This window comes from Variovorax sucrosi, from assembly GCF_051216635.1.
Classification (GTDB): Bacteria; Pseudomonadota; Gammaproteobacteria; order Burkholderiales; family Burkholderiaceae_C; genus Variovorax.
Window position 1 is genome coordinate 160,357 of sequence record NZ_JBPJZU010000003.1, and the last position, 23,788, is coordinate 184,144.

Consider the following 23,788-nt stretch of genomic DNA (forward strand, 5'->3'; position numbering starts at 1 on the left):
GCTCATCCAACAACACCAGGAGACAAAAATCATGCGTCAGATCGACGTCCACCAACTTGCCGACGGGGCACGTTTCAACCGCTTTCACGGGCTCGTGCTGTTCTGGTGCGCGCTGATCATCATCTTCGACGGTTATGACCTGGCGGTCGTCGGCATCGCGCTGCCGTCGATCATGAAGGACCTCGGCGTCGATCCGACGCAGGCCGGCTTCATGGTCAGCTCGGCGCTGTTCGGCATGGTGTTCGGCGCCATTTTCCTCGGCACCATCGCAGACAAGATCGGCCGCCGCAAGGCGATGGCCATCTGCATTGCGCTGTTCAGCATCTTCACTGCGGCGGCGGGCCTGGCGCGGGACCCGGTGACGTTCAGCATCGTGCGCTTTCTCGCCGGCCTCGGCATCGGTGGCGTGATGCCCAACGTCGTTGCCCACATGACCGAGTACGCGCCGAAGAAGATCCGCGCGACCCTGGTCACGCTGATGTTCAGCGGGTATGCCGTCGGCGGCATCGTGGCGGCCATCCTCGGCAAGGGCCTGATCGAGACCTACGGTTGGCCATCGGTGTTCTTCGCGGCTGGCCTGCCGGTGCTGCTCATTCCGCTCGTTCTCAGGTCGCTGCCGGAGTCGATGCCGTTTCTGCTGGCCAAGGGGCGGCACGATGAACTGAAGGCCATCGCCGCCAAGCTCGACCCGCGCTACACGCCGATGGCGAGCGACCGCTTCACCGTGCCGGCCGAAGACAAGGCCGACAACGCACCGATCAGGCATCTCTTCAAGGACGGCCGCGGGTTCAGCACCGTGATGTTCTGGCTCGCCTTCTTCATGTGCCTCTTCATGGTCTACGCGCTCAGCGCGTGGCTCACGAAGTTGATGGCGGGCGCGGGCTACAGCCTGGGTTCGGCGCTCACCTTCGTGCTGGTGCTGAATGTCGGCGCCGTCGTCGGAGCGGTGGGCGGCGGCTGGCTGGCCGACAGGTTCCACATCAAGTACGTGCTCGCGGCGATGTACGCATTGGCAGCCGTCTCGATCACATTGCTCGGCTACCCGATGCCGACTGCGGCGCTGTTCGTCGTCGTCGGTCTGGCGGGTGCATCGACGATCGGCACCCAGATCGTCGCCAATGCCTACACCGGCCAGTTCTATCCGATGGCGGTTCGTTCGACCGGCCTGGGCTGGGCGCTCGGCATCGGCCGCACCGGCGCCATCCTCGCACCGATCGTCATCGGCACCCTGGTCGGCATGAAGCTGCCGCTGCAGCAGAACTTCATGGCGATCTCGATCCCGGCCGTGCTCGGAATGATCGCGGTGCTGCTCATCGATCACCGCCGGTCGGCGTCGACCCACCGCCACGGCGCGAGTGCCGAGCTGGCCGAGGTGCCGGACCGCGTGTCCGCCACCCAGCGCGCCTGAATTCATCCACCACGTCTCCATGGAGCCAACATGACCGCCACCACCTACCTGTGGAATCCGCCCCCCATCCTGTCGCTGCCGGTGCGCGGCCGCAGCGAGCGCTATCCGATCCACCGCCTGTTCTTCGTCGGCCGCAACTACCATGCGCATGCGCTCGAGATGGGGCGGCCGGTCGACAAGTCGGTCGAGGTGCCCTTCTATTTCACGAAGGCGCCTTCGACCCTCGTCGAGTCCGGTGCCACCGTGGCCTACCCGCCGGGCACCGAGAACTTCCATCACGAGATGGAGCTGGTGCTTGCGATCGGCGCGCCCGGCTTCCGTGTCAGCGAGGCCCAGGCGCCCGCGCTGATCTACGGCTACGCGTGCGGCCTGGACATGACCCGGCGCGACCTGCAGCTGATCGCCCGCGAAAAGGGTCGCCCGTGGGACCTGGGCAAGGACGTCGAAGAATCGTCCGTGGTCTCCGAGATCGTTCCGATGCCCCAGACCGTGCTCGACCAGGGCGCGCTGGCCCTGAGCGTCAACGGTGTGCCGCGCCAGACGTCGGACCTGTCGAAGCTGATTTGGAACATCCCGGAACTGATCGCCGACCTCTCCAGGTTCTATCACCTGCAGCCGGGTGACCTGATCTTCACCGGCACGCCCGAAGGCGTCGGCCCGGTGCAGCCAGGCGACCGCATCGAAGGACGCATCGAAGGTGTCGGCACGATCGCGCTCGCCATCGGCGCCGCCGAGTGAGGCGCGGGGACATGACCGCCGATGTCACGCTCTCGCCGGTGCGGCTGAAGGCCATTGCCGCGCCGGGACAACCCGATCCGTCGCCGGCACTGGAGCAGCTCTATCGCGGCTTCGAGCAGGAACTGCTGGTCCCGCTGTGGACCGAGATCGGCGATCTGATGCCGATGCATCCGCAGTCGAAGGCCGCGGCCCACCTGTGGCGCTGGGAGCGGCTGAAGGAACTGGCCGCGCAGGCCGGCCGCATCGTGCCGGTCGGCCGCGGCGGCGAGCGGCGTGCGATCGCGCTGGCCAACCCGGCGCTGGGCGGCAAGCCCTACGCGACGCCAACGCTGTGGGCCGCCATCCAGTACCTGATGCCCGGCGAGAACGCACCGGAGCATCGCCACACGCAGCACGCGTTCCGCTTCGTCGTCGAAGGCGAAGGCGTCTGGACGGTGGTCAACGGCGACGCGGTCCGCATGTCGCGCGGCGACTTCCTTCCCCAGGCGGGATGGAACTGGCATGCGCACCACAACGCCGCCACCGAGCCGATGGCCTGGATCGATGGCCTGGACATTCCGTTCTCGTACTACACCGAGAGCCAGTTCTTCGAGGTGGGCCGCGAGCGCATCGGCGCTACCGAAATGACCACGCCGGATCGCTCGCGTTCGGAACGCCTGTGGGGCCACCCGGGGTTGCGCCCGGTGTCGCAGACCGGCGCGCTTCCCGCGACGCCGCTGCTCGCCTATCGCTGGGTCGACACCGACCGCGCGCTGGCCGAGCAGCTCGAACTCGAGGACGAGGGCGAGCCCTGCACGCTCAGCCCCGGCCACGCGGCGGTGCGCTTCACGAACCCGACCAACGGTGGTGACGTGCTGCCGACGATGCGCACCGAGATGCACCGCGTGCGTGCCGGCGCGGAGACGGTGACGCGGCGCGAGACCGGGTCGTCCGTCTACCAGGTCTTCGACGGCATCGGCCTGGTGACCGTGGGCGACAAGCAGTGGCACGTGGCACGCGGCGACATGTTCGTCGTGCCGTCGTGGGTGCCGTTCTCGGCGAAAGCCTCGCCGACGACGCCACTCGACCTTTTCCGGTTCGGCGATGCGCCGATCTTCGAGGCGCTGCACGTCCACCGCGTGCAACTCGGCAACTGAAGCACCATCGCCCATGAAGCTCTACAACTTCTTTCGCAGCGGCACGTCGCATCGCCTGCGCATCGCCTTGAACCTGAAGGGGCTGTCCTCCGAGTATGTGGCGGTCGACCTGCGCAGCGAGCAGCACCTCGGCCCCGACTACAAGACCCTCCAGCCGCAGGGCCTGGTGCCGGCACTGGTCGACGGCGACCGGGTGCTGATCCAGTCGCCGGCCATCATCGAATGGCTGGAGGAGCGCTACCCGACGCCCGCCTTGCTGCCTTCGGGCCTGGACGACCGCGCCCGCGTGCGCGCCCTGGCGGCGATCGTCGGCTGCGACGTGCACCCCGTGAACAACCGGCGCATTCTCGAGGCGCTGCGCCACGACTTCGGCGCCGATGAAGCGGCCATTCAGCGCTGGTGCGCGACCTGGATCGGCGCCGGATTCGACGCGCTCGAGGCGCTGCTGGCGACCGATACGCAGCGCGGCGACTTCTGCTTTGGCGGTGCGCCGACGCTGGCCGACATGTACCTCGTGCCCCAGGTCGAGAGCGCGCGCCGCTTCAAGCTCGACATCGCGCTCTGGCCGCGCGTGCGCGCGATCGATGAGGCCTGCAGCCGCATCGAGGCGTTTCGCCGGGCAGCGCCCGCCATGCAGCCCGACGCATCGTGAGGGTTCAGTGCGGTGCCGCCACCTTGCGCACCACCCCGTAGCGCTGCAGCGTGCGGTCCCGTGCCTCGGCGTGGTCGACCACCGGCTTCGGGTAGGTCTCGCCGAGGACGAGTCCGGCCGCTTCGAGTTCGACCGGTGAGGCGGTCCACGGCGCATGGATGACCTTGTCCGACAGCTGGGCGAGCTGCGGCAGGTAGCGCCGAATGAATTTGCCCTCGGGGTCGAAACGCTCGCTCTGCGTCACCGGATTGAAGATGCGGAAGTAGGGCTGGGCGTCGCAGCCGCTGGAACTGGCCCACTGCCACCCGCCGTTGTTCGACGCCAGCTCGTAGTCGTTCAGGTGCAGCGCGAAGTAGGCCTCGCCGCGCCGCCAATCCAGCCCCAGGTCCTTGCACAGGAAGCTCGCCACCACCATGCGCAGCCGGTTGTGCATGTAGCCGCTCTGGTGGATCTGCAGCATGGCGGCGTCGATCAGCGGGTAGCCGGTGCGCCCCTGGCACCAGGCGTCGAACAGCGAATCGGCATGCTTGCCGTGGTGCCAGACGATCTTGTCGTACTCCTGCCGGAAGCTCTTGCCCTCGGCCAGCGGCGGGTTGTGCGCCAGGATCTGCGCATAGAAGTCGCGCCAGATCAGCTCGCTCAACCAGGTCGCCGCACCTGCACTGCCCTGCAGCGACAGTTGGTGCGCCACGCTGGCCAGCTGGCGGACCGACACCGTGCCGAAGCGAAGGTGCACGCTCAGGTAGCTGGGCCCGCGCACGGCCGGGAAGTTGCGCGCCGCGTCGTAGCGGTCGATGCGGTCGAAGAAATCCTCGAACAGCGCCGCGCCGCCCTGGGTGCCGGTCGGTATCTCCAGCGTCGACAGGTTGGTGGCCTCGAAGCCGATGTCGGCCAGCAAAGGCACCGGCGCGTCGTACCGGGCCGGCGGCGCGATCAGCGACTCCGCATACCCGCGCGAAGGGTAGGGCTTGAGAAAGAAGCTGTCGAGCTTGGCCAGCCAGGCGCGCTTGTAGGGCGTGAACACGGTGTAGGGCTGGCCGACCTTGGTCAGCACCTCGTCGCGCTCGAACACCACCTGGTCCTTGGCCGTGTGGAAGCTGATGCCGGCGTTGGCCAGCGCACCGAAGACCTTCGCGTCGCGCGCGACGGCGGTGGGTTCGTAGTCGCGGTTGGCAAACACCGCCTGCACGTCCAGCGCGTGCGCCAGATCGGGAATCTCCTCCTCTGCGTTCGCATGCCGGACGATCAACCCGCCGCCCAGCGCACGCAGGTCGGCGTCAAGCGCGACCAGCGATTCGCGGATGAACTCCACCCGCCGATCCGCCCGGGGCAGTCCGTCCAGGATGGCCGTATCGAAGACGAAGACACAGACCACCTCACGACAAGTCCGCAACGCCCGCCAGAGGGCCGCGTTGTCGTCCAGGCGGAGGTCGCGACGGAACCACATCAGGCCTTTGGGGTAGGTTTTGTCGACGGCCAGTAAAATCGGGGGCATGTCCTCCGATTCTGCCCCGATGAACCTCACGCATCATTTCCTGATCGCGATGCCGGGGCTGGCAGACCAGGTGTTCAACCGCAGCGTGGTCTACCTCTGCGAGCACAGCGAGCGCGGCGCGCTCGGGCTGGTGATCAACAAGCCCAGCGACATCAACCTCAAGGCGCTGTTCGAGAAGATCGAGCTGCACCTCTCGCGCCCCGAGCTCGGCGACGCGCCGGTTTTCCAGGGCGGCCCGATGCAGACCGAGCGCGGCTTCGTGCTGCACGAGCCGGTCTTCGCCGACGCCGACAAGCCCGAGGAATCGGTCTACGCGTCGACCATGACGATCCCCGGCGGCCTCGAGATGACCACTTCGAAGGATGTGCTGGAAGCCATGGCCACCGGCGCCGGTCCGCGCAAGGTGCTGGTGTCGCTCGGCTATTCGGCCTGGAGCGAAGGCCAGCTCGAAAGCGAACTGGCCGAGAACAGCTGGCTCACCGTCGGCGCCGACCCGGCCGTCATCTTCGACACACCGGTCGAGGAGCGCTACGACAAGGCGCTGCTGCTGCTGGGCCTGGAGGCCTGGAAGCTGTCGCCCGACGCGGGGCATGCATGAGCCGTGAAGGCTTGCCGGGCCCGTCGCCCAGCCCTTCGCAAGCGCCTGTCCCGACCCATTTCCAGAGCTTCCTGGCCTTCGACTACGGCCAGAAGCGCACCGGCGTCGCCACCGGCAACCGGCTGCTCGGCACCGCGTCCCCGCAGGCGACCATCAAGGCCGAAGGCGACGCTCGTTTCGTGCAGGTGGCTGCACGCATCCAGGAGTGGCAGCCCGACGCATTGGTGATCGGCGTGCCTTTCCACCCCGACGGCGCCGCCCACGACAACACCCGCGCCGCACAGAAGTTCGCGCGCCAGTTGCGCGGCCGCTTCAACCTGCCGGTGTACGAGGTCGACGAGCGCTACAGCACGACCGAGGCGCTCGCGTCCGGCGCCCGCGACGCCGACGCGGCCTCGGCCTGCATCATCCTCGAGCAATTCCTCAGGAGCCTTCCTTGAGTTCCATCCCTGAAGCCGAGTCGCTGTACCGCGCCCTGCTGCGCGGCGTGCAAGCGCTGAGGCGGCCCGACACGCACCTGGTCGGCATCACCTCCGGCGGCGCCTGGCTGGTCGAGCGCCTGCAGAAAGACCTGGGCCTGGCGGGCGCGCCCGGCGTGATCTCGTCGGCCATGCACCGCGACGACTTCGCGCGCCGCGGCCTGTCGTCCAGCGCGCAGACCGCGCTGCCCTTCGACGTGAACGGCGCCGACGTGCTGCTGCTCGACGACGTGCTCTACACCGGCCGCACCATCCGCGCGGTGCTCAACGAGCTGTTCGACTTCGGCCGGCCAGCCTGCGTGCGGCTGGCGGTGCTGGTCGACCGCGGCGGGCGCGAGCTGCCGGTGGCGGCCGATTTCGCGGCCGCGACACTCACGCTGCCCGATGCGCAATCGCTCGCCCTGGCACGCAGCGACGCGGGCGCCTTCAGCTTCGACGTGAAGGAGGCCTGAGATGCTCTACAAGCGCAACCCGCAACTCAACAAGAACGGCGAGCTGATCCACCTGCTGTCGATCGAAGGCCTGCCCAAGAGCATCCTCACGCATATCCTGGACACCGCCGCCAATTTCACCAGCGTGAGCGACCGCGAGGTGAAGAAGGTGCCGCTGCTGCGCGGCAAGAGCGTGTTCAACCTGTTCTTCGAGAACTCCACGCGCACCCGCACCACCTTCGAGATCGCGGCCAAGCGGTTGTCGGCCGACGTGCTCAACCTCGACATCGCGCGTTCGTCCGCGAGCAAGGGCGAGTCGCTGCTCGACACCATCGCCAACCTCTCCGCCATGGCCGCCGACATCTTCGTCGTGCGCCACAGCGAGTCGGGCGCGCCCTACCTGATCGCGCAGCACGTGGCGCCGCATGTGCACGTGGTGAACGCCGGCGACGGCCGCCATGCGCACCCGACGCAGGGGCTGCTCGACATGTTCACGATCCGGCATTACAAGAAGGACTTCGCGAACCTCACGGTCGCGATCGTCGGCGATGTGCTGCATTCGCGCGTGGCGCGCTCCGACATCCACGCGCTCACGACCCTCGGCTGTGCCGAAGTCCGGGTCGTCGGCCCCAAGACGCTGGTGCCCGGCGACATGGCCGGCATGGGCGTGCGCGTGTGCCACACGCTCGAAGAGGGCATCAAGGACTGCGACGTCGTCATCATGCTGCGCCTGCAGAACGAGCGCATGAGCGGTGCGCTGCTGCCGTCGAGCCAGGAATTCTTCAAGACCTACGGACTCACGCCCGAGAAGCTGCAGCTCGCCAAGCCCGACTGCATCGTGATGCACCCGGGCCCGATCAACCGTGGTGTCGAGATCGACTCGGCGGTGGTCGACGGCAAGCAGAGCGTGATCCTGCCGCAGGTCACTTTCGGCATCGCGGTGCGCATGGCGGTCATGAGCATCGTGGCCGGGAACGAAGCATGAACCTCCTCATCACGAATGGCCGCGTGATCGACCCGGCCTCGGGCCTCGACCGGCCATGCGACGTCGCCATCGCCGACGGCAGGATCCTGTCCATCGGCCGCACGCCGAGCGACTTCCAGGCCGAGCGCACGCTCGACGCCTCGGGCTGCATCGTCGCCCCCGGCCTGGTCGACCTGGCGGCGCGCTTGCGCGAGCCAGGCTACGAGCACGAAGGCATGCTCGACAGCGAGATGGCGGCCGCGGTGGCCGGCGGCGTGACCAGCCTGGTCTGCCCGCCCGACACCGACCCGGTGCTCGACGAGCCCGGTCTGGTCGAGATGCTCAAATTCCGCGCCGAGAAGTTGCAGCGCGCGCGCCTCTTTCCGCTGGGCGCCGTCACGCGCAATCTGGCCGGCGAGGTGCTGACCGAGATGGTCGCGCTGGCTGAAGCCGGCTGCGTCGGCTTCAGCCAGGCCGACGTGCCGCTGACCAACACGCAGGTGCTGCAGCGCGCGCTGTCGTATGCCGCCACCTTCGGCTACACGATCTGGCTGCGCCCGCAGGACCGTGATCTGGGCAAGGGCGTGGCCGCCAGCGGTGCGCTCGCCACGCGCCTGGGCCTGGCCGGTGTGCCGGTCGCGGCCGAGACCATCGCGCTCTTCACCATCTTCGAGTTGGTGAAAAGCACCGGCGCACGGGTGCACCTGTGCCGCCTGTCGAGCGCGGCCGGCGTGGCGCTGGTGCGCGCCGCCAAGGCCGAGGGCCTGCCGGTGAGCTGCGACGTCAGCATCAACTCGCTGCACCTCACCGACACCGACATCGGCTTCTTCGACAGCCGTGCGCGCCTGAACCCGCCGCTGCGCCAGCAGCGCGACCGCGATGCGCTGTCGGCGGCGCTGGCCGACGGCACCATCGACGTGCTGGTGTCCGACCACACCCCGGTCGACGCCGACGCCAAGACGCTGCCCTTCGCCGAGAGCGAACCGGGCGCCACCGGCCTCGAACTGCTGCTGCCGCTCGCGCTGCAGTGGGGCGAGCGCAGCGGCGCCGGCCTCGCGCGGGCGCTGCAGGTCGTGACCTCGGCACCGGCGAAGCTGATCGGTGCGCCCGGTGTCGGCGCGCTCACCGCAGGTGCTGCCGCCGACGTGTGCGTGATCGACCCGTCGCTCGAATGGCAGGTCGATGCCGACGCGCTGCGCAGCCAGGGCAAGCACACGCCCTTCATCGGCTATGCGATGCAGGGCCGCGCGCGCTTCACGCTGGTGGGCGGCCGTGTCGTGCACGAAGCCTTCGCTGCCGACTGACGGACACCCATGCGTTCGCTCCTCGCCTGCTGGAAGCTGCTGCGCGCCCTGGTGCACATGGTCGGCGGCTGGTGGACCATCCGCCGCCACTTCCATGCCATGCCGCAGGCCGAGCGCGATGCGCGGGTGCAGCGGTGGGCTGAAGGGATGCTCGCGATCATGGGCGTCCGCCTGGAGGTGCAGGGCACGCCACCGGCGGCCGGGCCGGCGCTGGTGGTGTGCAACCACCTCTCCTGGCTCGACATCGTGGCCGTCCACGCGGCGCGGCATGTGCGCTTCGTCTCGAAAGCCGGCGTGCACCATTGGCCGATCGTCGGCACGCTGGCCGTCGGTGCCGGCACGCTCTTCATCGAACGCGAGAGCCGGCGCGATGCGCTGCGGGTGGTGCACCACATGACCGAGGCGCTGCGCAACGGCGACCTCGTGGCGGTGTTCCCCGAAGGCACCACCAGCGACGGCCGCGGCGTGCTGCCCTTCCACGCCAACCTGCTGCAGGCGGCGATCGTCTCCGGCGCGCCGGTGCTCCCGGCCGCGCTGCGCTTCGCCGATGCGGCCACCGGCGAGACGAGCGCCGCGCCGCTCTACGTGGGCGACGACAGTCTGGTCGGTTCGCTGTGGCGCACGCTGACGGCACCGCCGCTGCTGGCGGTGGTGCGCTTCGGCGACCCGCAGGCCGCGGCCGACCGCGAACGTCGCGCCTGGGCGCAGAGCCTGCACGCCGAGGTCGTGGCCCTGCGTGCCGCGATGCTGCGCTAGCACGCCCGCGCTACCCCTCGGGCGGCGACTCGCCGGCGACCAGCTGCACCAGCAACGGCGCCATCTGCTCGAGCCGGATGCAATAGTCGGGATGGTCCCTGCGCAGCACGTTCAGCGGCATGTCGGCGTCGACCGCCTCGTCGGGATCCTGGACCACACAGACCCCGCCCGCCGCTTCGATCGCGATGGCGCCGCGTGTGCCATCGTGGGAGCCACCGGTCAGGATCACGCCGATCACACGTTTGCCGTAGACGGCAGCGGCCGTCTCGAACAGCCCGTCCACCGAGGGCCCGGCCTGGGACAGCGCCCCGCGCGCCTCGAGCGCGATGCGTCCAGGCTGCGCGATCAGCAGGTGAAACCGCAGCGGCGCCAGCACGATGCAGCCTCGAAGGAGAGGGGCGCCATGGGTCGCATAGCCTACCGGCAGCCGCGAGTAGTTGTCGAGGATCTGCAACACCGACGACGGCGGCTGAGAGGCGATGTCGAGCGCGATGAGGATCGAGGCCCCCAAGCTGCGCGGCAGCCCGCCTGCAAGCTTGCAGATCGCGCTCAAGCCGCCGAACGCTGCGCCGATCACGATGACATCGCGCAGTTCGGGCCGAAGTCCTTGCTTCAGGGGTGTCGCGAATGCCGCCATGGTTCAGGAGAGAGCGGGTGGCGGCCCGCCCCTCGCGGGTTCGAGCCACGGGGTGTCGAAAAGCAGGTTGCGCAGCGCAGCGACGAGCTCAACGGCGCCGGCCGTCTTCTCGATGTAGAGGTCGGCCCCGGCAGCCCTGCAGTCATGCGCCACGTCGGCAGCCGGAGACGCCGAATAGACGGCCAGGGGCACCTCGGGCGAGTGCTGCTTCACCTGGCGCACCCCGGCGCAGCCCGTGGTGTCGGGCAGGTTCAGGTCCAGGAGGATCAGGCGCGGCGGTGCCGCCTCATCCATTCGCTGCACCAGCTCGGCCAGAGATCCGAGTTCCACGACCGTCAGATCCGGATGCAGCCTGCGCATCACCATGGCGATCGCATCGCGCATCATGTGGTGATCGTCGACGACATAGATGCTCATCGCGGCGTGTGCAGATCAAGAGGCTGTGTCGCGACGCCTGGGCCTCTCGCTTCGAGCGAGGCGTGCAAGACAGCCAACCGGTGCGGCGTTGTGCCCGGATCTGCGTGAATGTCGGGCACTGTACCGGCCTGACCGTCGATGTCCTCGCACAGCGCGCGATCCAGTGCGGGCACGGTCCCGCGCGCCAGTCGCTTGCTGACCATCCAGACAGCGGCGGCGAACATGAATTCATCCATCGGCCTGCCGTCGAGGTAGGTGCTCACGAGGACCTGGGCTGCTGCATCGGAGGTGGTCATGGGGCAGGCTTTCGCCCCGCTGGAAGCGGGTGTCTCACCCTATCCCAGGCCCGCGCACCGCTCTGTACGCCGGCGAACAGAGCGAAGAAAGACTTTCGTCGAAACGCGCCGGTCGGTGCATGGGTCTCGGCTTAGTCGAGCAGGTCCGAGTAGCCCTTGCGGTCGGCGGCGTAACAGCCGCAGGCCGCCGCTTCGAGTCCGGCGCGGTCGAGCACCGTGAGATCGCCCCGCGAGTATTCGATCAACCCGTTCTGCTGCAGCACGCCCGCGGCCGCGGTGATGCCGACGCGGCGCACGCCGAGCATGTAGGCCAGGAATTCATGGGTGATCCGGAAGCTGTCGGCGTGCGCGCGGTCCTGGCTCATGAGCAGCCAGCGAGCCAGCCGTGGGCCGATCTCGTGGAAGCGCAGGCACGCCGCCGAGGTGGTCAGCTGGGCCATCAGCGCGCAGACGTAACGGTCCTGCACGCGCTGAAAGGCCTCGCTGGATGCCAGTTCTCTCTGAAAGGCCTGGCTGCCGATGCGCCATGACGCCCCCGGCCCCTGCACCACGGCGCGCAGCGGTGCGCTCAGCACGCCCAGCGCCACATGCGCGCCGACCATGCCTTCGCGGCCGACCATGCCGACTTCCAGATAGGCACTGCCGTCGGTCGTCGCGACCAGCGAGATGAAGCCGTCCACCGGGAAGTAGACGTAAGCCGTCGAGTCACCGGGCACGCACAGGACCTCGCCGAGGACCAGCTGAACTTCTTCGCAGGCCGAAAGAAACTTCAGTCGATCGGCATGCGGCAGCAACTCGATCAGGTGATTCTGGACACTGGCCATGTCGGCCTCCCATGTTGTTCGCGCCTCCGAATGACGGGGCGAACAGGAGCAGAACGCTGGGGCCGTTTCGAGTGGATGCGGCGAGTATGCGCCCCGGGGGGCCGCACTGCGGCTTATTTCGCCAGCGCCTCGGGAAGCAGTCGGTCGTACTCCTTCTTCACCACCGCATAGCACTCGCATGAGCGCTGCTCCAGCCGAAGGCGGTCGAGCACCGTGATGCGTCCGCGGGCGTAGCGAATCAGTCCTGCGGCCTGCAACTGCTGTGCGGCCTCCGTCACGCCTTCGCGACGCACACCCAGCATGTTGGAGATCAGCTCCTGGGTCATCACGAGCTCGTCGCCGGCCAGGCGGTCCAGGCTGAGCAGGAGCCAGCGGCATAGCTGCTGATCCAGGGAATGGTGGCGGTTGCAGACGGCCGTCTGCGACATCTGGGTGATCAGCGCCTGGGTGTACCGCAGCAGCAGGTGCAGCACGGGGCCGGCCCGGTTGAACTCGGTTTTCAGCGCATCGGCACTGAGCCGGAACCCCTGGCCGGCGCTCTGCACCACCGCGCGGTTGGGTGTCGATTCGCCGCCCATGAAAAGCGAGATGCCGACGATCCCCTCTTTGCCGACGACGGCGATCTCGGCCGAAGCGCCGTTCTCCAGCACGTACAGCAGCGAGACGATGGCCGTGGTCGGGAAGTACACGTGGCTGAGCGTCGCACCGGACTCGTACAGCACATGGCCGAGCGGCAGGTCCACAGGTTCCAGCCGGGGCAGCCAGCGCTGCAGTTCTGTCTCGGGCAACGCGGCGAGCAGACGATTGGCTACGGCATCAACGACTGCAACCATCTCTCGGACTCCACCATTCGGGCGCCGGGCCATCACCACATGGATGCCACGACGACGCCACGATTAGTATAGGTTTTGGAGGCGCCGTCTGTGCGCTAGCGAACACAGCGCGCCTCCACCGACAACAACAGGAGACACCCATGCCTATGCCTTCCCTTCGCTTCGCCCTGGCCACCGTGGTGGCGGCCAGCACCTTTCTCGCCGGCTGCGGCGGCATGCCCGCACCCGGCGGCCAGCGCCAGCTGATGCTGGTCGCCAACGACGAGAAGCAGTCGTGGACCGACGCCGGCGCCGTTGTGCTCGCGCCGCGCGGCCGCGACAGCCTGCAGGTGCTCGACATCGGCACCGACCCGCTTGCGCCGAAGCTCATCGGCACGCTGGCCATGGACAACACCATCGCCGGCCCGCCGACCAACCTGGCCATCACCGCCGACGAGACGCTGGCGCTGGTCGCGAATTCGCTCAACGTGGTGGAAGAGAACGGCGTGCGCAAGCAGGTGCCCGACAACCGGCTCTTCGTGGTCGACCTGAAGGCCAGCCCGCCCAGGCTGATCGACACGCTGGCCATCGGCAAGCAGCCATCGGGCCTGTCGATCAACAAGGCCGGCACGCTGGCGCTGGTGGCCAACCGGGCCGACAACTCGGTGAGCGTGCTGCGCATCGCCGGGCAGAAGGTGACGCTGATCGACACGGTGGTCATCGGCGAGTCGGTGGCCCATGTGCGTTTCACGCCCGATGGCCGCCGCGCGCTGGCCGCCAAGTTCCCGAGCCACAAGATCGCGCTGCTCGACGTCGACGGCGAGAAGGTCACGTACAACAAGGTCGACCTCGCAGCCGGCCTGTGGCCGTACAACGTCGACGTCACGCCCGACGGCAAGCTCGCGCTCACGGCCGACAACGGCAACTCGGGCGCGTCGGACGGCCAGGTCGATACCGTCAGCGTGATCGACCTCGAAGCCACGCCGCCGCGCGTGATCGACAAGGTGGTGGTCGGCGACGGCCCCGAAGGCCTGGCCGTGAGCCCGACCGGCAAGCTGGCGGTGGCCGTGCTCCTGCGCGGCAGCAATTCGTCGAAAAGCGCGTACTTCTACAACCGCAACGGCTCGGTGGTGGCGCTGAAGATCGACGGCAAGAAGGTCACGCGCGGCAACGAGGTCGTGGTGCGCGGCCTGCCCGAGGGCGCGGTGTTCAGTGCCGACGGCAAGTACCTCTACGTGGGCAACTTCATCGACCAGGACATCAGCATCCTGAGGGTCGACGGCGACACGCTGGTCGACACCGGCAAGACCTTCGGCCTGGCCGGGCACCCGGCGTCGATGCGCGGGCGTGTGACGCACTGACGTATCGACGTGACGATGCGCTTCGTCGACTGCGATTCCACCCGGCGAGCGCTCGGCTTCGACCGCCTGATCCCCGCGCTGCGCGCCATGTTCGTCGCCGGCTGCGAGGTGCCGTCGCGGCACACGCACACGCTGGCCGGCCCGGCTGGCAACACGGCCGGCACGCTGCTCATCATGCCGGCCTGGCAGCCTGGCGCGTACCTGGGCATCAAGACGGTCGGCATCTTCCCCGGCAACGCGCAGCGCGGGCTGCCAGGCCTGCATTCGACCTACCTGTTGTTCGATGCACAGACCGGCGTGCCGCTGGCGCAGCTCGATGGCAACGAGATCACGTCGCGCCGCACCGCGGCGGCGTCGGCGCTGGTCGCGTCGTCCCTGGCGCGGGTCGATGCGCGGCACCTGCTGGTGGTGGGCGCCGGCCGTGTCGCCAGCCTGTTGCCCGCGGCCTACCGCGCGGTGCTGCCGATCGAGCGCGTGAGCGTGTGGGCGCGCAACGCGGCGCAGGCCGAGGCGCTGGCGCAGCAGTGGCGCGGCGAGGGCATCGATGCGCATGCAGCCACCGACCTGCAAGCCGCTGCGGGCGAGGCCGACATCGTCAGCTGCGCCACGCTCGCGACCGAGCCGGTCGTGCAGGGCGCCTGGCTGCGCGCCGACAGCCACCTCGACCTGATCGGCAGCTTCACGCCGGCGATGCGCGAGGCCGACGACGCCTGCTTCGGTGGCAGCGCACGCCTGTACGTCGACACCGCCGAGGCCCTGCAGAAGAGCGGCGAGCTGCTCGGCCCGATGTCGCGCGGCGTGTTCGCGGCTGCCGACGTGGCCGGCACGCTGGCCGACTTGTGCAGCGGGCGCGTGCCGGGCCGGCGTGCTGGCGACGGCCGCACCGTTTTCAAATCGGTGGGCACGGCGCTGGAAGACCTGGCGGCGGCCGTGCTCGTGTTCGAGCAGGCCACGGCCGCGACGGCCTGAGCGGTTGGCTGGGGCCGCCGCGGCGCGCTCTCACCAGCCATGGAAGCGGCTCCAGGTCTGCACCGTGCCGTCGCCGGCGAGTGCGTGGTACTCGGGGAACTGCGCGCCGGTGGCACACGCGTGGTTCGGCAGGATGCGCAGGCGCGTGCCGATTGGGAAGCGTGTGGCGACGTCGGGCTCGGGCGTGCCTTCGTGCGACACGATGCCGTGTTCCTGGTTCGCGCCCGACAGCAGGTAGCGCGGCAGCAGCGCGCCGTCGACCGTGCAGACCTGGCCGTAGCCGAAGTCCTGCCCCATGCGCGCGGTGCCGCGGTCGCGGCTCATCGCCATCCAGCCGGCGTCGACGACGGCCCAGCCCTTCTCGGCCTGGTGGCCGATCACGGTGGTGAGCACGCTCAGCGCGATGTCGTCGGTGTGGCACACGCCGACGTTGTGCATCACCAGATCGAAGAAGACGTACACGCCGGCCCGCAGTTCGGTCACGCCGTCCAGGCGTGTCGCTTCCAGCGCGGTGGGCGTGGAGCCGACGCTGACCACCGGGCAGGGCAGCCCGGCTGCGCGCAGCCGCTCGGCGGCCTGCACGCAGCCAGCGCGTTCCTGTTCGGCCAACGCGGCCAAGGCGGCGGGCGTGTTCAGTTCGTAGCTCGAGCCCGCATGGGTCAGCACGCCGCCCAGGCGCATGCCGCCGTCGTGCAGCAGGCGGCCGATGTCGAGCAGCGCGTCTTCGCCGGGCCGGATGCCGGAGCGGTGGCCGTCGGTGTCGATCTCGATCAGCACCTCGAAGGCCTCGTCGTGGCGCCGGCCGAAGTCGGCGATGGCTCGCGCGCCGTCGAGGCTGTCGGTGATGATCTTCAGGTCGCAACCGCGCCGTCGCAGCGCCATCGCGTGCTCCAGCCGGTGCGCCGCCATACCGACCGCATAGAGGATGTCGGTCACGCCTTCGGCGAAGAACTGGTCGGCCTCCTTCAGCGTCGACACGGTAATGCCCCGCGCGCCGGCCGCGATCTGCGCGGCCGCCACCGGCGCGCACTTGGTGGTCTTCACATGCGGGCGGAAGCGCACGCCCAGCGCGTCGGCCTGCTGCTGCATGCGCGCGATGTTGCGCTGCATGCGCGGCAGCGCGATAAGGGCGGCGGGGGTGTCGAGGGTATGGAGCGTGGCGAGAGACATGGCGGAACTTTAGAGCCTTCCACCGGGTTGCTCCCAAAAAAAAGCGCCCCGAAGGGCGCTGTAGAACGACGCCTTGCGGCGCCGCGAGGAGGGATTCCCAACCGGCTCGGCTCAGAGGACGCCGAAGATCTTCAAGGCGATGATGGCGACGAGTGGTACGCCGCACAGCCAGAGAACGATGCTTTTCATGACAGCCTCCGCGTCTTGAATGAGTGAGGCTCCAGCCTAGGCGGGCGGCCGTCGTGCGGCCTGCGGGAAAAGGCATGTCGATGGCGTGGGCCGCTGCCTACAGCCAGCGGCCCGCTACAGCACCGCACAACGGGCGACGGCTTGAGCGATCCTTTCAGCGCGCCACCTGCAGCTGGCTGCGCCGCCACGCCGCCGGCGGCGCGCCGTATTCGCGACGGAAGGCGCGGCTGAAGGCGGTGTCGGTCTGGTAGCCGGCGTCTTCGGCGATGGCGGCCAGCGGTGCGTTGCTGCCGCGCAGCAGGTTGGCCGCGAGCACCATCCGCCACTGCGTGAGGTACAGCATCGGCGAGACGCCGACCAGCTGCTGAAAGCGCTCGGCCAGCACCGAGCGCGAGCTGCCGGCGGTGCGCGCCAGTTCCTCCAGGCTCCAGGGGTGGCCCGGCTGCGCATGCATCGCCTTCAGCGCGCCACCGACGATGCGGTCGTTCACGCCGGCGAGCCAACCGGTGCCGCCTTCAGCCTGCGCGTTCATGTAGAGCCGCAGCACTTCGATGAACAGGACCTCCGCCAGCTTGGCCAGAACGCCGGCCCCGCCCGGCCGGTCGGGCGCGCGCGCCTCGATCAGCGCATAGCGCAGCGAGGCTTCGAGCCAGGCCCCGCCGCTGGAGCCGCGCACGTTCACCTTGACCAGCGATGGCAGGCCAGCCAGCAGCAGCCGGGCCAGCCGCGCATCGCACGCCAGGTAGCCGCAGACCAGGCGCGTGGTGGGGCCGCCGCCGCCGTAGGCCAGGTGGCGCGGCCGGCGCGCCAGCACGGCGTCGAGCCGCGAGCCAGTGGCCGGCGGCAGCCCCGGTTCCGAGGCCATGCGGTGCGCATCGCCCTGCGGAAAGATCACCGCGTCGCCAGCCACCAGCCGGGTGGGCGGCGCGTCACCCAGCTCGACGAAGCATTCGCCTTCGGTGATGAGGTGGAAGATCACGACCCGCTCGGCGCCCGGCTCGAGAAAGGGCGCGGCCTGGTCGGCCGGCGGCGACTGGTAGCACCACGGCGCGGTGAAGCGGGCGCTGATGAAGATGGCGCCGACCAGGCGCACCACGCGCAGCGTTTCCGACAGGGCGTCCATCGGCGTGGCGCACGGCTCAGTCGGCGCCGGCGACGTGCAGCGCGAGCGGCAGGGCGGTCTGCACCGCACACGGCACCGGCGACTGGCGACAGGCGCGCTCGACCAGCGCGCGCAAGCGCTCGGGCGGCAGATCCTCGGCTTCCACGCGAACCTGCAGCTCGAGGTTCTGCGGCGTGGCCGGCACGGTGGCGCCGGTGTCGTCGGCCATGCCCAGCATGCCGCGCGTATCGGAGCGGCTGGCAGCCCGAACTTCGAGCGTGCGCAGCGCCACGCCCTCGCGGGCGGCGAGCAGTGCGATGCAGGTGGCGGCACAGCTCGCCAGTCCGGCGCGAAACAGCCAGCCCGGCGTGACCTCGCCGCCCCCGCCCCCGAATTCGCGCGGCATGTCGGTGGGCACCTCGGCGCCGTTCGGATGGCGCGCCACGCAGCGGACGCCGCCGTCCCAGCGAACGCTCGCCGGCGTGTCGTCGTGCACAGCCGCTTCGGGCCGGCGTTCCAGCACCGAAGCCACGCGCTGCAAGGCGCTGGCGATCTCGTGGGCGGGCATGGTCATCTCCATGGTCGACGACAAACGGCCATTCTGGAACGCGCGACGCAGGGCAGCTACGCGCGAAACGGCCTAGGCCGCATGGCGGATGCCCGCCGCCGCTTTGCGGACGATCGGGCAGGCTTCGCCGACGCAGGGACAGGACGCGCGCGGGCATTGCGCACACAGTGCGTTCTCGCCATCCACCCCTTTCAGGAGACCTCGCCATGAACACCGCCACTGCCACTGCCACCGTTCCCGCTGCCGCCGTCAGCACGCTGCCGGCCGCCGATCTCGATGCTCTCAAGACCCGCCAGAAGGCGGCCTGGGCCAGCGGCGACTACGCCGTCATCGGCACCACGTTGCAGATCGTCGGCGAGCAGCTCGCCGAAAGCTGCGACCTGCGTTGCGACGAGCAGGTGCTCGACGTGGCCGCCGGCAACGGCAATGCCACGCTGGCGGCCGCGCGGCGCGGCTGCCGCGTGGTATCGACCGACTATGTGCCGGCCTTGCTCGAGCGCGGGGCCGAACGGGCGCGGGCCGAGCGCCTCGAGGTGCAGTTCCAGACCGCCGATGCCGAGGCGCTGCCCTTCGACGACGCCCGCTTCGACGCGGTCGTGTCGACCTTCGGTGTGATGTTCACCCCCGACCATGCGAAGGCCGCGGCCGAGTTGGCCCGCGTCTGCCGGCCCGGCGGGCGCATCGGCCTGGCGAACTGGACGCCGGACGGCTTCGTCGGGCAGGTCTTCAAGCTGCTGGGCCGCCACCTGCCGCCGCCTGCGGGCGTGCAGCCGCCGTCGCTGTGGGGGACCGAGGCGCACCTGCAGGCACTGTTCGGCGAGCGCGCCGCGAAGATCGAGACGACGCGCCGGCTGTTCCAGTTCCGCTACCGCTCGGCCGAGCACTTTCTCGAGGTTTTCCGCACCTGGTACGGACCGGTGCACAAGGCCTTCGCCGCCTTGCCGGCCGACGGCGCCGCCACCTTGGAGCGTGAACTGCTCGAGATGCTGAACCGTCTGAACCGGGCGGGTCCCGATTCGCTGGTGGTGCCCAGCGAATACCTCGAGGTGGTGGTCAGCCGCCGCTGATGGCGCGACCGTAGCGTCGAGGCGCGTGGCGAGGGGACGGGCGGACCGGTGTGCGCGGCGCCCTTGGCCGGCAGGGCCTCAGCGGCGCAAGGCGCCTGGCAGCGTGCTCAGCAGTTCGGTCGACATTTTCAGTCGCTCGTCCACTTCGCGAGCGAGGCGGGTGGATTCGCGGTTGCGGAAGCTGGTGGCAAACCAGATCAGCCACACCAGTCCGATCAACGCCGCATAAAGATAAAGGTACTCGCCCATGGTCACTCCGAAAAATCAGCGAGAACCCTTGCACAGGCAAAGCGCTGCCGCAATAGGAGAAGGCGCCCAAATGGGTGCGGTGATGCACCGACGAGACACCTCGCCACATCGGTGACGTAACCGGCGGCCCGGGTCTGGGGGGTCTTCAGGGTGCGACGCTGACGGGCAACTCCCACTCCGCCGTCGCCGCGTCCGCAGGGATCAACAGGATGAAGACGGCCGCCGCAGCAAGCGAGGCGACAACGGTGGCGAGAAAGTACGTCATGGGTGCGATGTTGCGGCGCCTGGCCGTCGTTGCGTGTCAGCGGGCAGCGCCCCACGGTGCGCGTCGATGCCCACGCGCCTCGAAACGCGGCGGCCCGAGCCGCCGACCACCCCCCGACGAATTCCTGCAAGCGCTGTCGCCGATGTCCGTCTTCACTCACCTGCCAGCGCCCGGCATGCTGCTTTCTTTACGAAAGGAGATCCCATGGCAGACAACAAGAGCGAGCGTGGACCAGCCGACGCGGCCCGCATCAACGTGAACGAGGCGTACGAGATGCGCTACTGGACGAAAGCGCTCGGCGTCACTGAGCAGAAGCTGCGCTCCGCCGTCGCGGCCGCGGGGGTGATGGCCAAAGACGTGCGCAGTTACCTCGGGCTGGCCGAGCGCTGAGGTGAGCGGCACGCTGCGTTCGATCGCGGTGACGGTCGAGGAGCCGGCACCGGGGGAATTCGTCTGGCTGCTGCTCGAGCGGCATGCCGATTGGGTGGAAGTCGACCGCGCCCCGCGCGCGTCGGCGGGCTATGCCAAAGCCATGGCGGCCGGGCTGCGGGCCCTGCAGGGCCTGGCCGAAGACTTCGATGCCGGACCGCGTGTCGCCGACGCGCCGGAACCCGCGCCGACGCAGCGTGCGGCGCGCCCTTTCGGCTTCGGAACGCTGCGCTGAGCCGTGGCCGTCGGTCGTCGACGAAGTCCATCGTCTCGCGGCGCGCGGGGCGGTTGGGAGAAGGAAATCAACAGAGGAGTTCGTGCAGCGCTGCCTGGCCCGCCAGCAGCGGCAGCAGGGCGCGTGCGTCGGCGAGTCGGTCGAGGTGCAGCAGTGGTTCAGCGAGTGCGACCACGCCGTCGGCCGGCAGCACCACGCCCGCGAGTTCGGCGAACTTGCGCTGCAGGGCGGTGTCGTCCATTGGGTTGGCGGGCGCGCCGAGCGCCAGTGGCACGTGATGTGACACCGTCTCGCCAGTGGTCGACGTGATGGTCACGGTGGGCTCCTCGAGCGCCGGCATGGCGGCGTCTGCGTGCAGGTGCACCAGCGACATCGCGGCGGCCAGCCGCGCGTCGCGCCGGGCCGGCGCGAGGTAGCGCGCGAGGCCGGCGTCGCCGAAGACCCAGGCCAGCGCCACGGCGTAGGGCATGCTCATCTGCGCGCTCGACAGCGTCGACAGGTCGCGGCCGCCGCACATGCCCATCACGAAGCAGCTCAGTTGTACGTCGATGCGCGCAACCCGCTGCGCCAGCCCGGCCTGCGTGGCCATCAGGTGGCGCACCGCGTCGATGGTCGCGTGGTTGCTGCGGCACGAGGCGTACGGCTTGATCGAGCAGCGCATCAGCTTCCACACGCCGCCCAGGTCGGCCAGCAGCGCCTCGGGTTGGCGTGACTGCGGCGCGAAGGCGTTGAAGAAGCCGCCCCACACGTCGTCGAAGACCTGGCTCGGCCCGCTGATGCCACGCCCCGCCAGCAGCGCGGCGGTGAGGCCGCCTTCGGCCGCCCGGCCGGCGTGCAATCGCTTGGTCTGCGATGCATCGTGGATGAAGGCCCAGAGCCCGCCGCTGGCGCTGGCGGCGTGGCCGAGTGCGGCCATGGTCTGTGCCGCATCGAGCCGCAGCAGCTTGCTCGCCGCGGCAGCGGCTGCGAAGGTGCCGCAGGTGGCGGTGGAATGCCAGCCTTGCCCGTTGTGCGGCGAGTAACCACCGCAGGCCTCGAGCACGCGGCGGCCGACGTCGTAGCCGATGACGACGGCGGTGATCAGGTCGCGGCCGCTGACCGGCACGTCGCCCTGTCCCGGCGCGCTGAGCGCGGCGAGGGCCGCCGGCAGCACCACCGCGCCGGAATGGTCGCAGCCACCGGTGTCGTCGAGTTCGAGCGCGTGCGCGGCCACGCCGTTGGCGAAGGCCGCGTCGCGCATGCCCAGCCGCTCGGCAGTGCCCAAGACGGGCGCACTGCCGGCGCTGCGCTCGGCGCACAGCATGCCGAGCACCGCGCGCGGTTCGGCGGCGGCGCTGCCGGCCAGCGTGGCGCCGATGGTGTCGAGGATGTGGCGCTTGGCGCGCACCACCAGGTCGTCGGGCAGGTCGTCGAAGCGCGTCTCGACGCAGAAGCGGGCGAGCCGCAGGGCGGTGCTGTCGATCATGGAATGCTGGGCTGGTGGAGCGATGCGAGCACGTCGACCGGATGACTGGGCGCGTTGCCGGTGTGTTGGCTGCGCCACCAGGCGCAGACCTCGGTACCGGTGGCGAACCACACGTCCGGATGCGCCATCGCACCGACGAGAAATTCGCGCAGCAGGTCGATGCGGCCGGCCGTGCCGATCACCTCCGGGTGCAGGCGCAGCGGCAGGCACAGGCAGAAGCGGTGGAAGCCGGCGAAGTCCTGCTGCCAGTTGCCCAGCACTTCGCGGTACGACGCGATGCGGGGCTGGCCCACGGGGATCGGCGGGAACAGGTTGAAGGAAAAGTAGGGCTCGTCCTCGAGCTCGTAGTGCAGCGGCAGCTCGATCAACGGCGCCGCGTCGGCCTCGCCCGGTGCGGCCGGATGGAAATAGGGCAGGTCGTCCCCGCGCCACGACGACGACCAGTCGATGCCTGCGTCGCGCAGATGCTGCGTGAAGCCCGGTGTCCAGTTGCCGAAAGGCGCGCGGAAGCCCGTGGGCCGTTCGCCGGTGATGTCGGCCAGCACGGCCTGTGTGCGGGTCAGGCTGTCGCCCTGCTGCGCCAGCGTGAGCGTGTCGAAGTTCTCGCAGGCGTAGGTGGCGTTGCCGACCTCGTGCCCCGCGCGGTGGATGCGCTGCACCAGCGACGCCTGGGTCTGCGCCACGCGGCCGGGCACGAACCAGCTGGTGCGCAGCTTCAGGTCGTCGAAGAGGTCGAGCAGCCGGTCGACGCCGCGCTTGGCGCCGTACTGCCACACCGACAGGCTCTTCTCGCGGCCGGCCATGCGCGGCTCCTGCACGAGGATGGCGGCGTCGTCGAAGAAGTCGACGGTGACGACGAAGGCCATGCGCTTGCCATGCGGCCAGCGGCCATGCATCGCGCTCATGTGCGTGCTCCCGCAGGCGCGTGCGCTTCGCGCCACCACTGCGCGACCTCGCCGCAACGCGCGAACCACACGCCCTCCTGAGCCCGCATGTGCGCGAACAGACGCTCCAGCAGCAGGATGCGCCCGGGCTTGCCCGAGACCTTGGGGTGGAACAGCGTCGTCATGCACAGGCCGTCACGGTGCGAGCCGTCGAACTCGCGCCGCCAGTTGTCGAAGGTGGTGTCGTAGCTGGCGATGCGGTCGAGCCCGGCCGGGTAGTCGGGGTGGCGCTGGTAGGCCAGCGACGCGTAGTCGTCGAGCTCCCACTTGCCGGGGATCTCGACCAGGCGGCGGCCGCTGGCGGCATGCTCGATGACGTAGGGCCGGTCGTCGCCACGCATCGAGCTCGACCAGGTCACCCCGGCGTCGAGCAGCACCTGGATGGTGTCGTCGCCCCAGTCGCCCGAGGGCGTGCGAAAGCCGGTGGGCACCAAGCCCAGGTGCTTCTTGAACAGCGCGAGCGACTGCGCCATCACTTCTTGCTGGCGCTCGCGCGTGAGCTGCCAGAAGGCCTCGTGCTGGTGGCCGTGGTAGCCGACCTCGTGGCCGCGGTCGACGATCGCCCTGATCTGTGCCGGCCAGGTCTCGAGCACCCAGGTCGGCACGAAGAAGGTGGCGGGGATGCGGTGGTCGTCGAGCAGGTCCAGCAGGTAGCCGACGGCACGCCACGGACCGTAGGCACCGAGCGTGAAGAACGACGGATTGCGCCAGAGGGAGCCATCGAGCATCGCGCCGCCGGTGGGGCCGTCGACGTCGAACGCCAGCGCGACCGCCGACTGCACGCCCTGCGGCCAGAGACTGTCGTTCATCGCCGCCGCCGGGTCGGGA

General features: G+C 69.5%; 28 protein-coding genes. 15 read left to right on the forward strand and 13 right to left on the reverse strand.

Annotated elements, in window-relative coordinates:
- Window positions 1–31: 31 nt before the first annotated feature.
- The 4 genes from ACSFBE_RS06730 to maiA are packed head-to-tail and all read left to right on the forward strand — an operon-like array spanning window position 32 to window position 3,934.
- On the forward strand, window positions 32–1,408 hold the full coding sequence (locus ACSFBE_RS06730) for an MFS transporter (RefSeq protein ID WP_435489612.1): 1,377 nt from the start codon (window positions 32–34) through the stop codon (window positions 1,406–1,408).
- A 30-nt stretch (window positions 1,409–1,438) separates the two neighbouring features.
- Window positions 1,439–2,146, forward strand: coding sequence for a fumarylacetoacetate hydrolase family protein (locus tag ACSFBE_RS06735; RefSeq protein ID WP_435489613.1), 708 nt, complete (start codon window positions 1,439–1,441; stop codon window positions 2,144–2,146).
- An 11-nt stretch (window positions 2,147–2,157) separates the two neighbouring features.
- Complete coding sequence (locus ACSFBE_RS06740) at window positions 2,158–3,282, forward strand: cupin domain-containing protein (RefSeq protein ID WP_435489614.1); 1,125 nt, start codon at window positions 2,158–2,160, stop codon at window positions 3,280–3,282.
- Between the two features lie 13 nt (window positions 3,283–3,295).
- Entirely contained in the window at window positions 3,296–3,934 is a 639-nt protein-coding gene (gene maiA, locus ACSFBE_RS06745; protein WP_435489615.1) for a maleylacetoacetate isomerase, read from the forward strand.
- A 4-nt stretch (window positions 3,935–3,938) separates the two neighbouring features.
- On the opposite strand, the gene ACSFBE_RS06750 is transcribed toward maiA, so the two are convergent.
- Window positions 3,939–5,429, reverse strand: a complete 1,491-nt coding sequence (locus ACSFBE_RS06750; RefSeq protein WP_435489616.1) for a cryptochrome/photolyase family protein — start codon at window positions 5,427–5,429, stop codon at window positions 3,939–3,941.
- On the opposite strand from ACSFBE_RS06750, the gene ACSFBE_RS06755 reads away from it, so the two are divergent.
- The 6 genes from ACSFBE_RS06755 to ACSFBE_RS06780 are packed head-to-tail and all read left to right on the forward strand — an operon-like array spanning window position 5,428 to window position 9,961.
- On the forward strand, window positions 5,428–6,027 hold the full coding sequence (locus tag ACSFBE_RS06755) for a YqgE/AlgH family protein (protein WP_435489617.1): 600 nt from the start codon (window positions 5,428–5,430) through the stop codon (window positions 6,025–6,027). The genes ACSFBE_RS06750 and ACSFBE_RS06755 overlap by 2 nt on opposite strands.
- Window positions 6,024–6,467, forward strand: a complete 444-nt coding sequence (ruvX, locus tag ACSFBE_RS06760) for a Holliday junction resolvase RuvX (protein WP_435489618.1) — start codon at window positions 6,024–6,026, stop codon at window positions 6,465–6,467. The genes ACSFBE_RS06755 and ruvX overlap by 4 nt, the downstream gene beginning before the upstream one ends.
- The gene (gene pyrR, locus ACSFBE_RS06765; protein ID WP_435489619.1) at window positions 6,464–6,958 is read left to right on the forward strand and encodes a bifunctional pyr operon transcriptional regulator/uracil phosphoribosyltransferase PyrR; all 495 of its coding nucleotides are present in this window, start codon (window positions 6,464–6,466) and stop codon (window positions 6,956–6,958) included. Before ruvX ends, pyrR begins: the two co-directional genes overlap by 4 nt.
- Before the next feature lies 1 nt (window position 6,959).
- Complete coding sequence (locus tag ACSFBE_RS06770; protein WP_286649239.1) at window positions 6,960–7,922, forward strand: aspartate carbamoyltransferase catalytic subunit; 963 nt, start codon at window positions 6,960–6,962, stop codon at window positions 7,920–7,922.
- Entirely contained in the window at window positions 7,919–9,205 is a 1,287-nt protein-coding gene (locus tag ACSFBE_RS06775) for a dihydroorotase (protein ID WP_435489620.1), read from the forward strand. Before ACSFBE_RS06770 ends, ACSFBE_RS06775 begins: the two co-directional genes overlap by 4 nt.
- A 9-nt stretch (window positions 9,206–9,214) precedes the next feature.
- Window positions 9,215–9,961 (forward strand): lysophospholipid acyltransferase family protein, encoded by a 747-nt coding sequence (locus ACSFBE_RS06780; protein ID WP_435489621.1) that lies wholly within the window; start codon window positions 9,215–9,217, stop codon window positions 9,959–9,961.
- A 10-nt stretch (window positions 9,962–9,971) separates the two neighbouring features.
- Here ACSFBE_RS06780 and ACSFBE_RS06785 read toward each other — a convergent pair whose 3' ends face one another.
- The 5 genes from ACSFBE_RS06785 to ACSFBE_RS06805 form a co-directional block, all read right to left on the reverse strand.
- Window positions 9,972–10,598, reverse strand: a complete 627-nt coding sequence (locus tag ACSFBE_RS06785; protein WP_435489622.1) for a chemotaxis protein CheB — start codon at window positions 10,596–10,598, stop codon at window positions 9,972–9,974.
- A 3-nt stretch (window positions 10,599–10,601) separates the two neighbouring features.
- Window positions 10,602–11,015, reverse strand: a complete 414-nt coding sequence (locus ACSFBE_RS06790) for a response regulator (RefSeq protein ID WP_435489623.1) — start codon at window positions 11,013–11,015, stop codon at window positions 10,602–10,604.
- Window positions 11,012–11,311, reverse strand: coding sequence for a hypothetical protein (locus ACSFBE_RS06795; RefSeq protein WP_435489624.1), 300 nt, complete (start codon window positions 11,309–11,311; stop codon window positions 11,012–11,014). The genes ACSFBE_RS06790 and ACSFBE_RS06795 overlap by 4 nt, the downstream gene beginning before the upstream one ends.
- Window positions 11,312–11,442: 131 nt before the next feature.
- Window positions 11,443–12,135: a Crp/Fnr family transcriptional regulator gene (locus ACSFBE_RS06800; RefSeq protein ID WP_435489625.1), complete on the reverse strand. Its 693-nt coding sequence runs from the start codon at window positions 12,133–12,135 to the stop codon at window positions 11,443–11,445.
- A 113-nt stretch (window positions 12,136–12,248) separates the two neighbouring features.
- Window positions 12,249–12,968 (reverse strand): Crp/Fnr family transcriptional regulator, encoded by a 720-nt coding sequence (locus ACSFBE_RS06805; RefSeq protein WP_435489626.1) that lies wholly within the window; start codon window positions 12,966–12,968, stop codon window positions 12,249–12,251.
- Window positions 12,969–13,108: 140 nt separating this feature from the next.
- Between ACSFBE_RS06805 and ACSFBE_RS06810 the strand changes: the two genes are divergently transcribed.
- Together ACSFBE_RS06810 and lhpI are read left to right on the forward strand one after the other, a co-directional pair.
- Window positions 13,109–14,308 carry a lactonase family protein gene (locus ACSFBE_RS06810; protein ID WP_435489627.1) on the forward strand — a complete coding sequence of 400 codons (1,200 nt, stop codon included), beginning with the start codon at window positions 13,109–13,111 and terminating at the stop codon, window positions 14,306–14,308.
- 15 nt (window positions 14,309–14,323) lie between these two features.
- The gene (gene lhpI, locus ACSFBE_RS06815) at window positions 14,324–15,277 is read left to right on the forward strand and encodes a bifunctional Delta(1)-pyrroline-2-carboxylate/Delta(1)-piperideine-2-carboxylate reductase (protein WP_435489628.1); all 954 of its coding nucleotides are present in this window, start codon (window positions 14,324–14,326) and stop codon (window positions 15,275–15,277) included.
- Between the two features lie 30 nt (window positions 15,278–15,307).
- Here lhpI and ACSFBE_RS06820 read toward each other — a convergent pair whose 3' ends face one another.
- The 3 genes from ACSFBE_RS06820 to ACSFBE_RS06830 form a co-directional block, all read right to left on the reverse strand.
- A complete protein-coding gene (locus ACSFBE_RS06820) occupies window positions 15,308–16,447 on the reverse strand; it encodes a DSD1 family PLP-dependent enzyme (protein ID WP_435489629.1) in 1,140 nt (379 codons plus the stop codon).
- Between the two features lie 343 nt (window positions 16,448–16,790).
- Window positions 16,791–17,759 (reverse strand): AraC family transcriptional regulator, encoded by a 969-nt coding sequence (locus tag ACSFBE_RS06825; protein WP_435489630.1) that lies wholly within the window; start codon window positions 17,757–17,759, stop codon window positions 16,791–16,793.
- 16 nt (window positions 17,760–17,775) lie between these two features.
- On the reverse strand, window positions 17,776–18,306 hold the full coding sequence (locus tag ACSFBE_RS06830) for an OsmC family protein (RefSeq protein WP_435489631.1): 531 nt from the start codon (window positions 18,304–18,306) through the stop codon (window positions 17,776–17,778).
- Between the two features lie 206 nt (window positions 18,307–18,512).
- On the opposite strand from ACSFBE_RS06830, the gene ACSFBE_RS06835 reads away from it, so the two are divergent.
- The gene (locus tag ACSFBE_RS06835) at window positions 18,513–19,373 is read left to right on the forward strand and encodes a class I SAM-dependent methyltransferase (RefSeq protein ID WP_435489632.1); all 861 of its coding nucleotides are present in this window, start codon (window positions 18,513–18,515) and stop codon (window positions 19,371–19,373) included.
- 78 nt (window positions 19,374–19,451) lie between these two features.
- On the opposite strand, the gene ACSFBE_RS06840 is transcribed toward ACSFBE_RS06835, so the two are convergent.
- On the reverse strand, window positions 19,452–19,622 hold the full coding sequence (locus ACSFBE_RS06840) for a hypothetical protein (protein WP_435489633.1): 171 nt from the start codon (window positions 19,620–19,622) through the stop codon (window positions 19,452–19,454).
- A gap of 469 nt (window positions 19,623–20,091) precedes the next feature.
- On the opposite strand from ACSFBE_RS06840, the gene ACSFBE_RS06845 reads away from it, so the two are divergent.
- Complete coding sequence (locus ACSFBE_RS06845) at window positions 20,092–20,277, forward strand: DUF3606 domain-containing protein (protein WP_435489634.1); 186 nt, start codon at window positions 20,092–20,094, stop codon at window positions 20,275–20,277.
- A gap of 1 nt (window position 20,278) precedes the next feature.
- Entirely contained in the window at window positions 20,279–20,551 is a 273-nt protein-coding gene (locus ACSFBE_RS06850; protein ID WP_435489635.1) for a hypothetical protein, read from the forward strand.
- Window positions 20,552–20,618: 67 nt separating this feature from the next.
- On the opposite strand, the gene ACSFBE_RS06855 is transcribed toward ACSFBE_RS06850, so the two are convergent.
- From ACSFBE_RS06855 to ACSFBE_RS06865, 3 genes are read right to left on the reverse strand one after another with little or no spacing between them, the layout of a single operon-like run.
- A complete protein-coding gene (locus tag ACSFBE_RS06855) occupies window positions 20,619–22,016 on the reverse strand; it encodes an MmgE/PrpD family protein (RefSeq protein ID WP_435489636.1) in 1,398 nt (465 codons plus the stop codon).
- Window positions 22,013–22,921 carry a polysaccharide deacetylase family protein gene (locus ACSFBE_RS06860; RefSeq protein ID WP_435489637.1) on the reverse strand — a complete coding sequence of 303 codons (909 nt, stop codon included), beginning with the start codon at window positions 22,919–22,921 and terminating at the stop codon, window positions 22,013–22,015. The genes ACSFBE_RS06855 and ACSFBE_RS06860 overlap by 4 nt, the downstream gene beginning before the upstream one ends.
- The gene (locus ACSFBE_RS06865) at window positions 22,918–23,769 is read right to left on the reverse strand and encodes a polysaccharide deacetylase family protein (RefSeq protein ID WP_435489638.1); all 852 of its coding nucleotides are present in this window, start codon (window positions 23,767–23,769) and stop codon (window positions 22,918–22,920) included. Before ACSFBE_RS06865 ends, ACSFBE_RS06860 begins: the two co-directional genes overlap by 4 nt.
- Window positions 23,770–23,788: the final 19 nt, after the last annotated feature.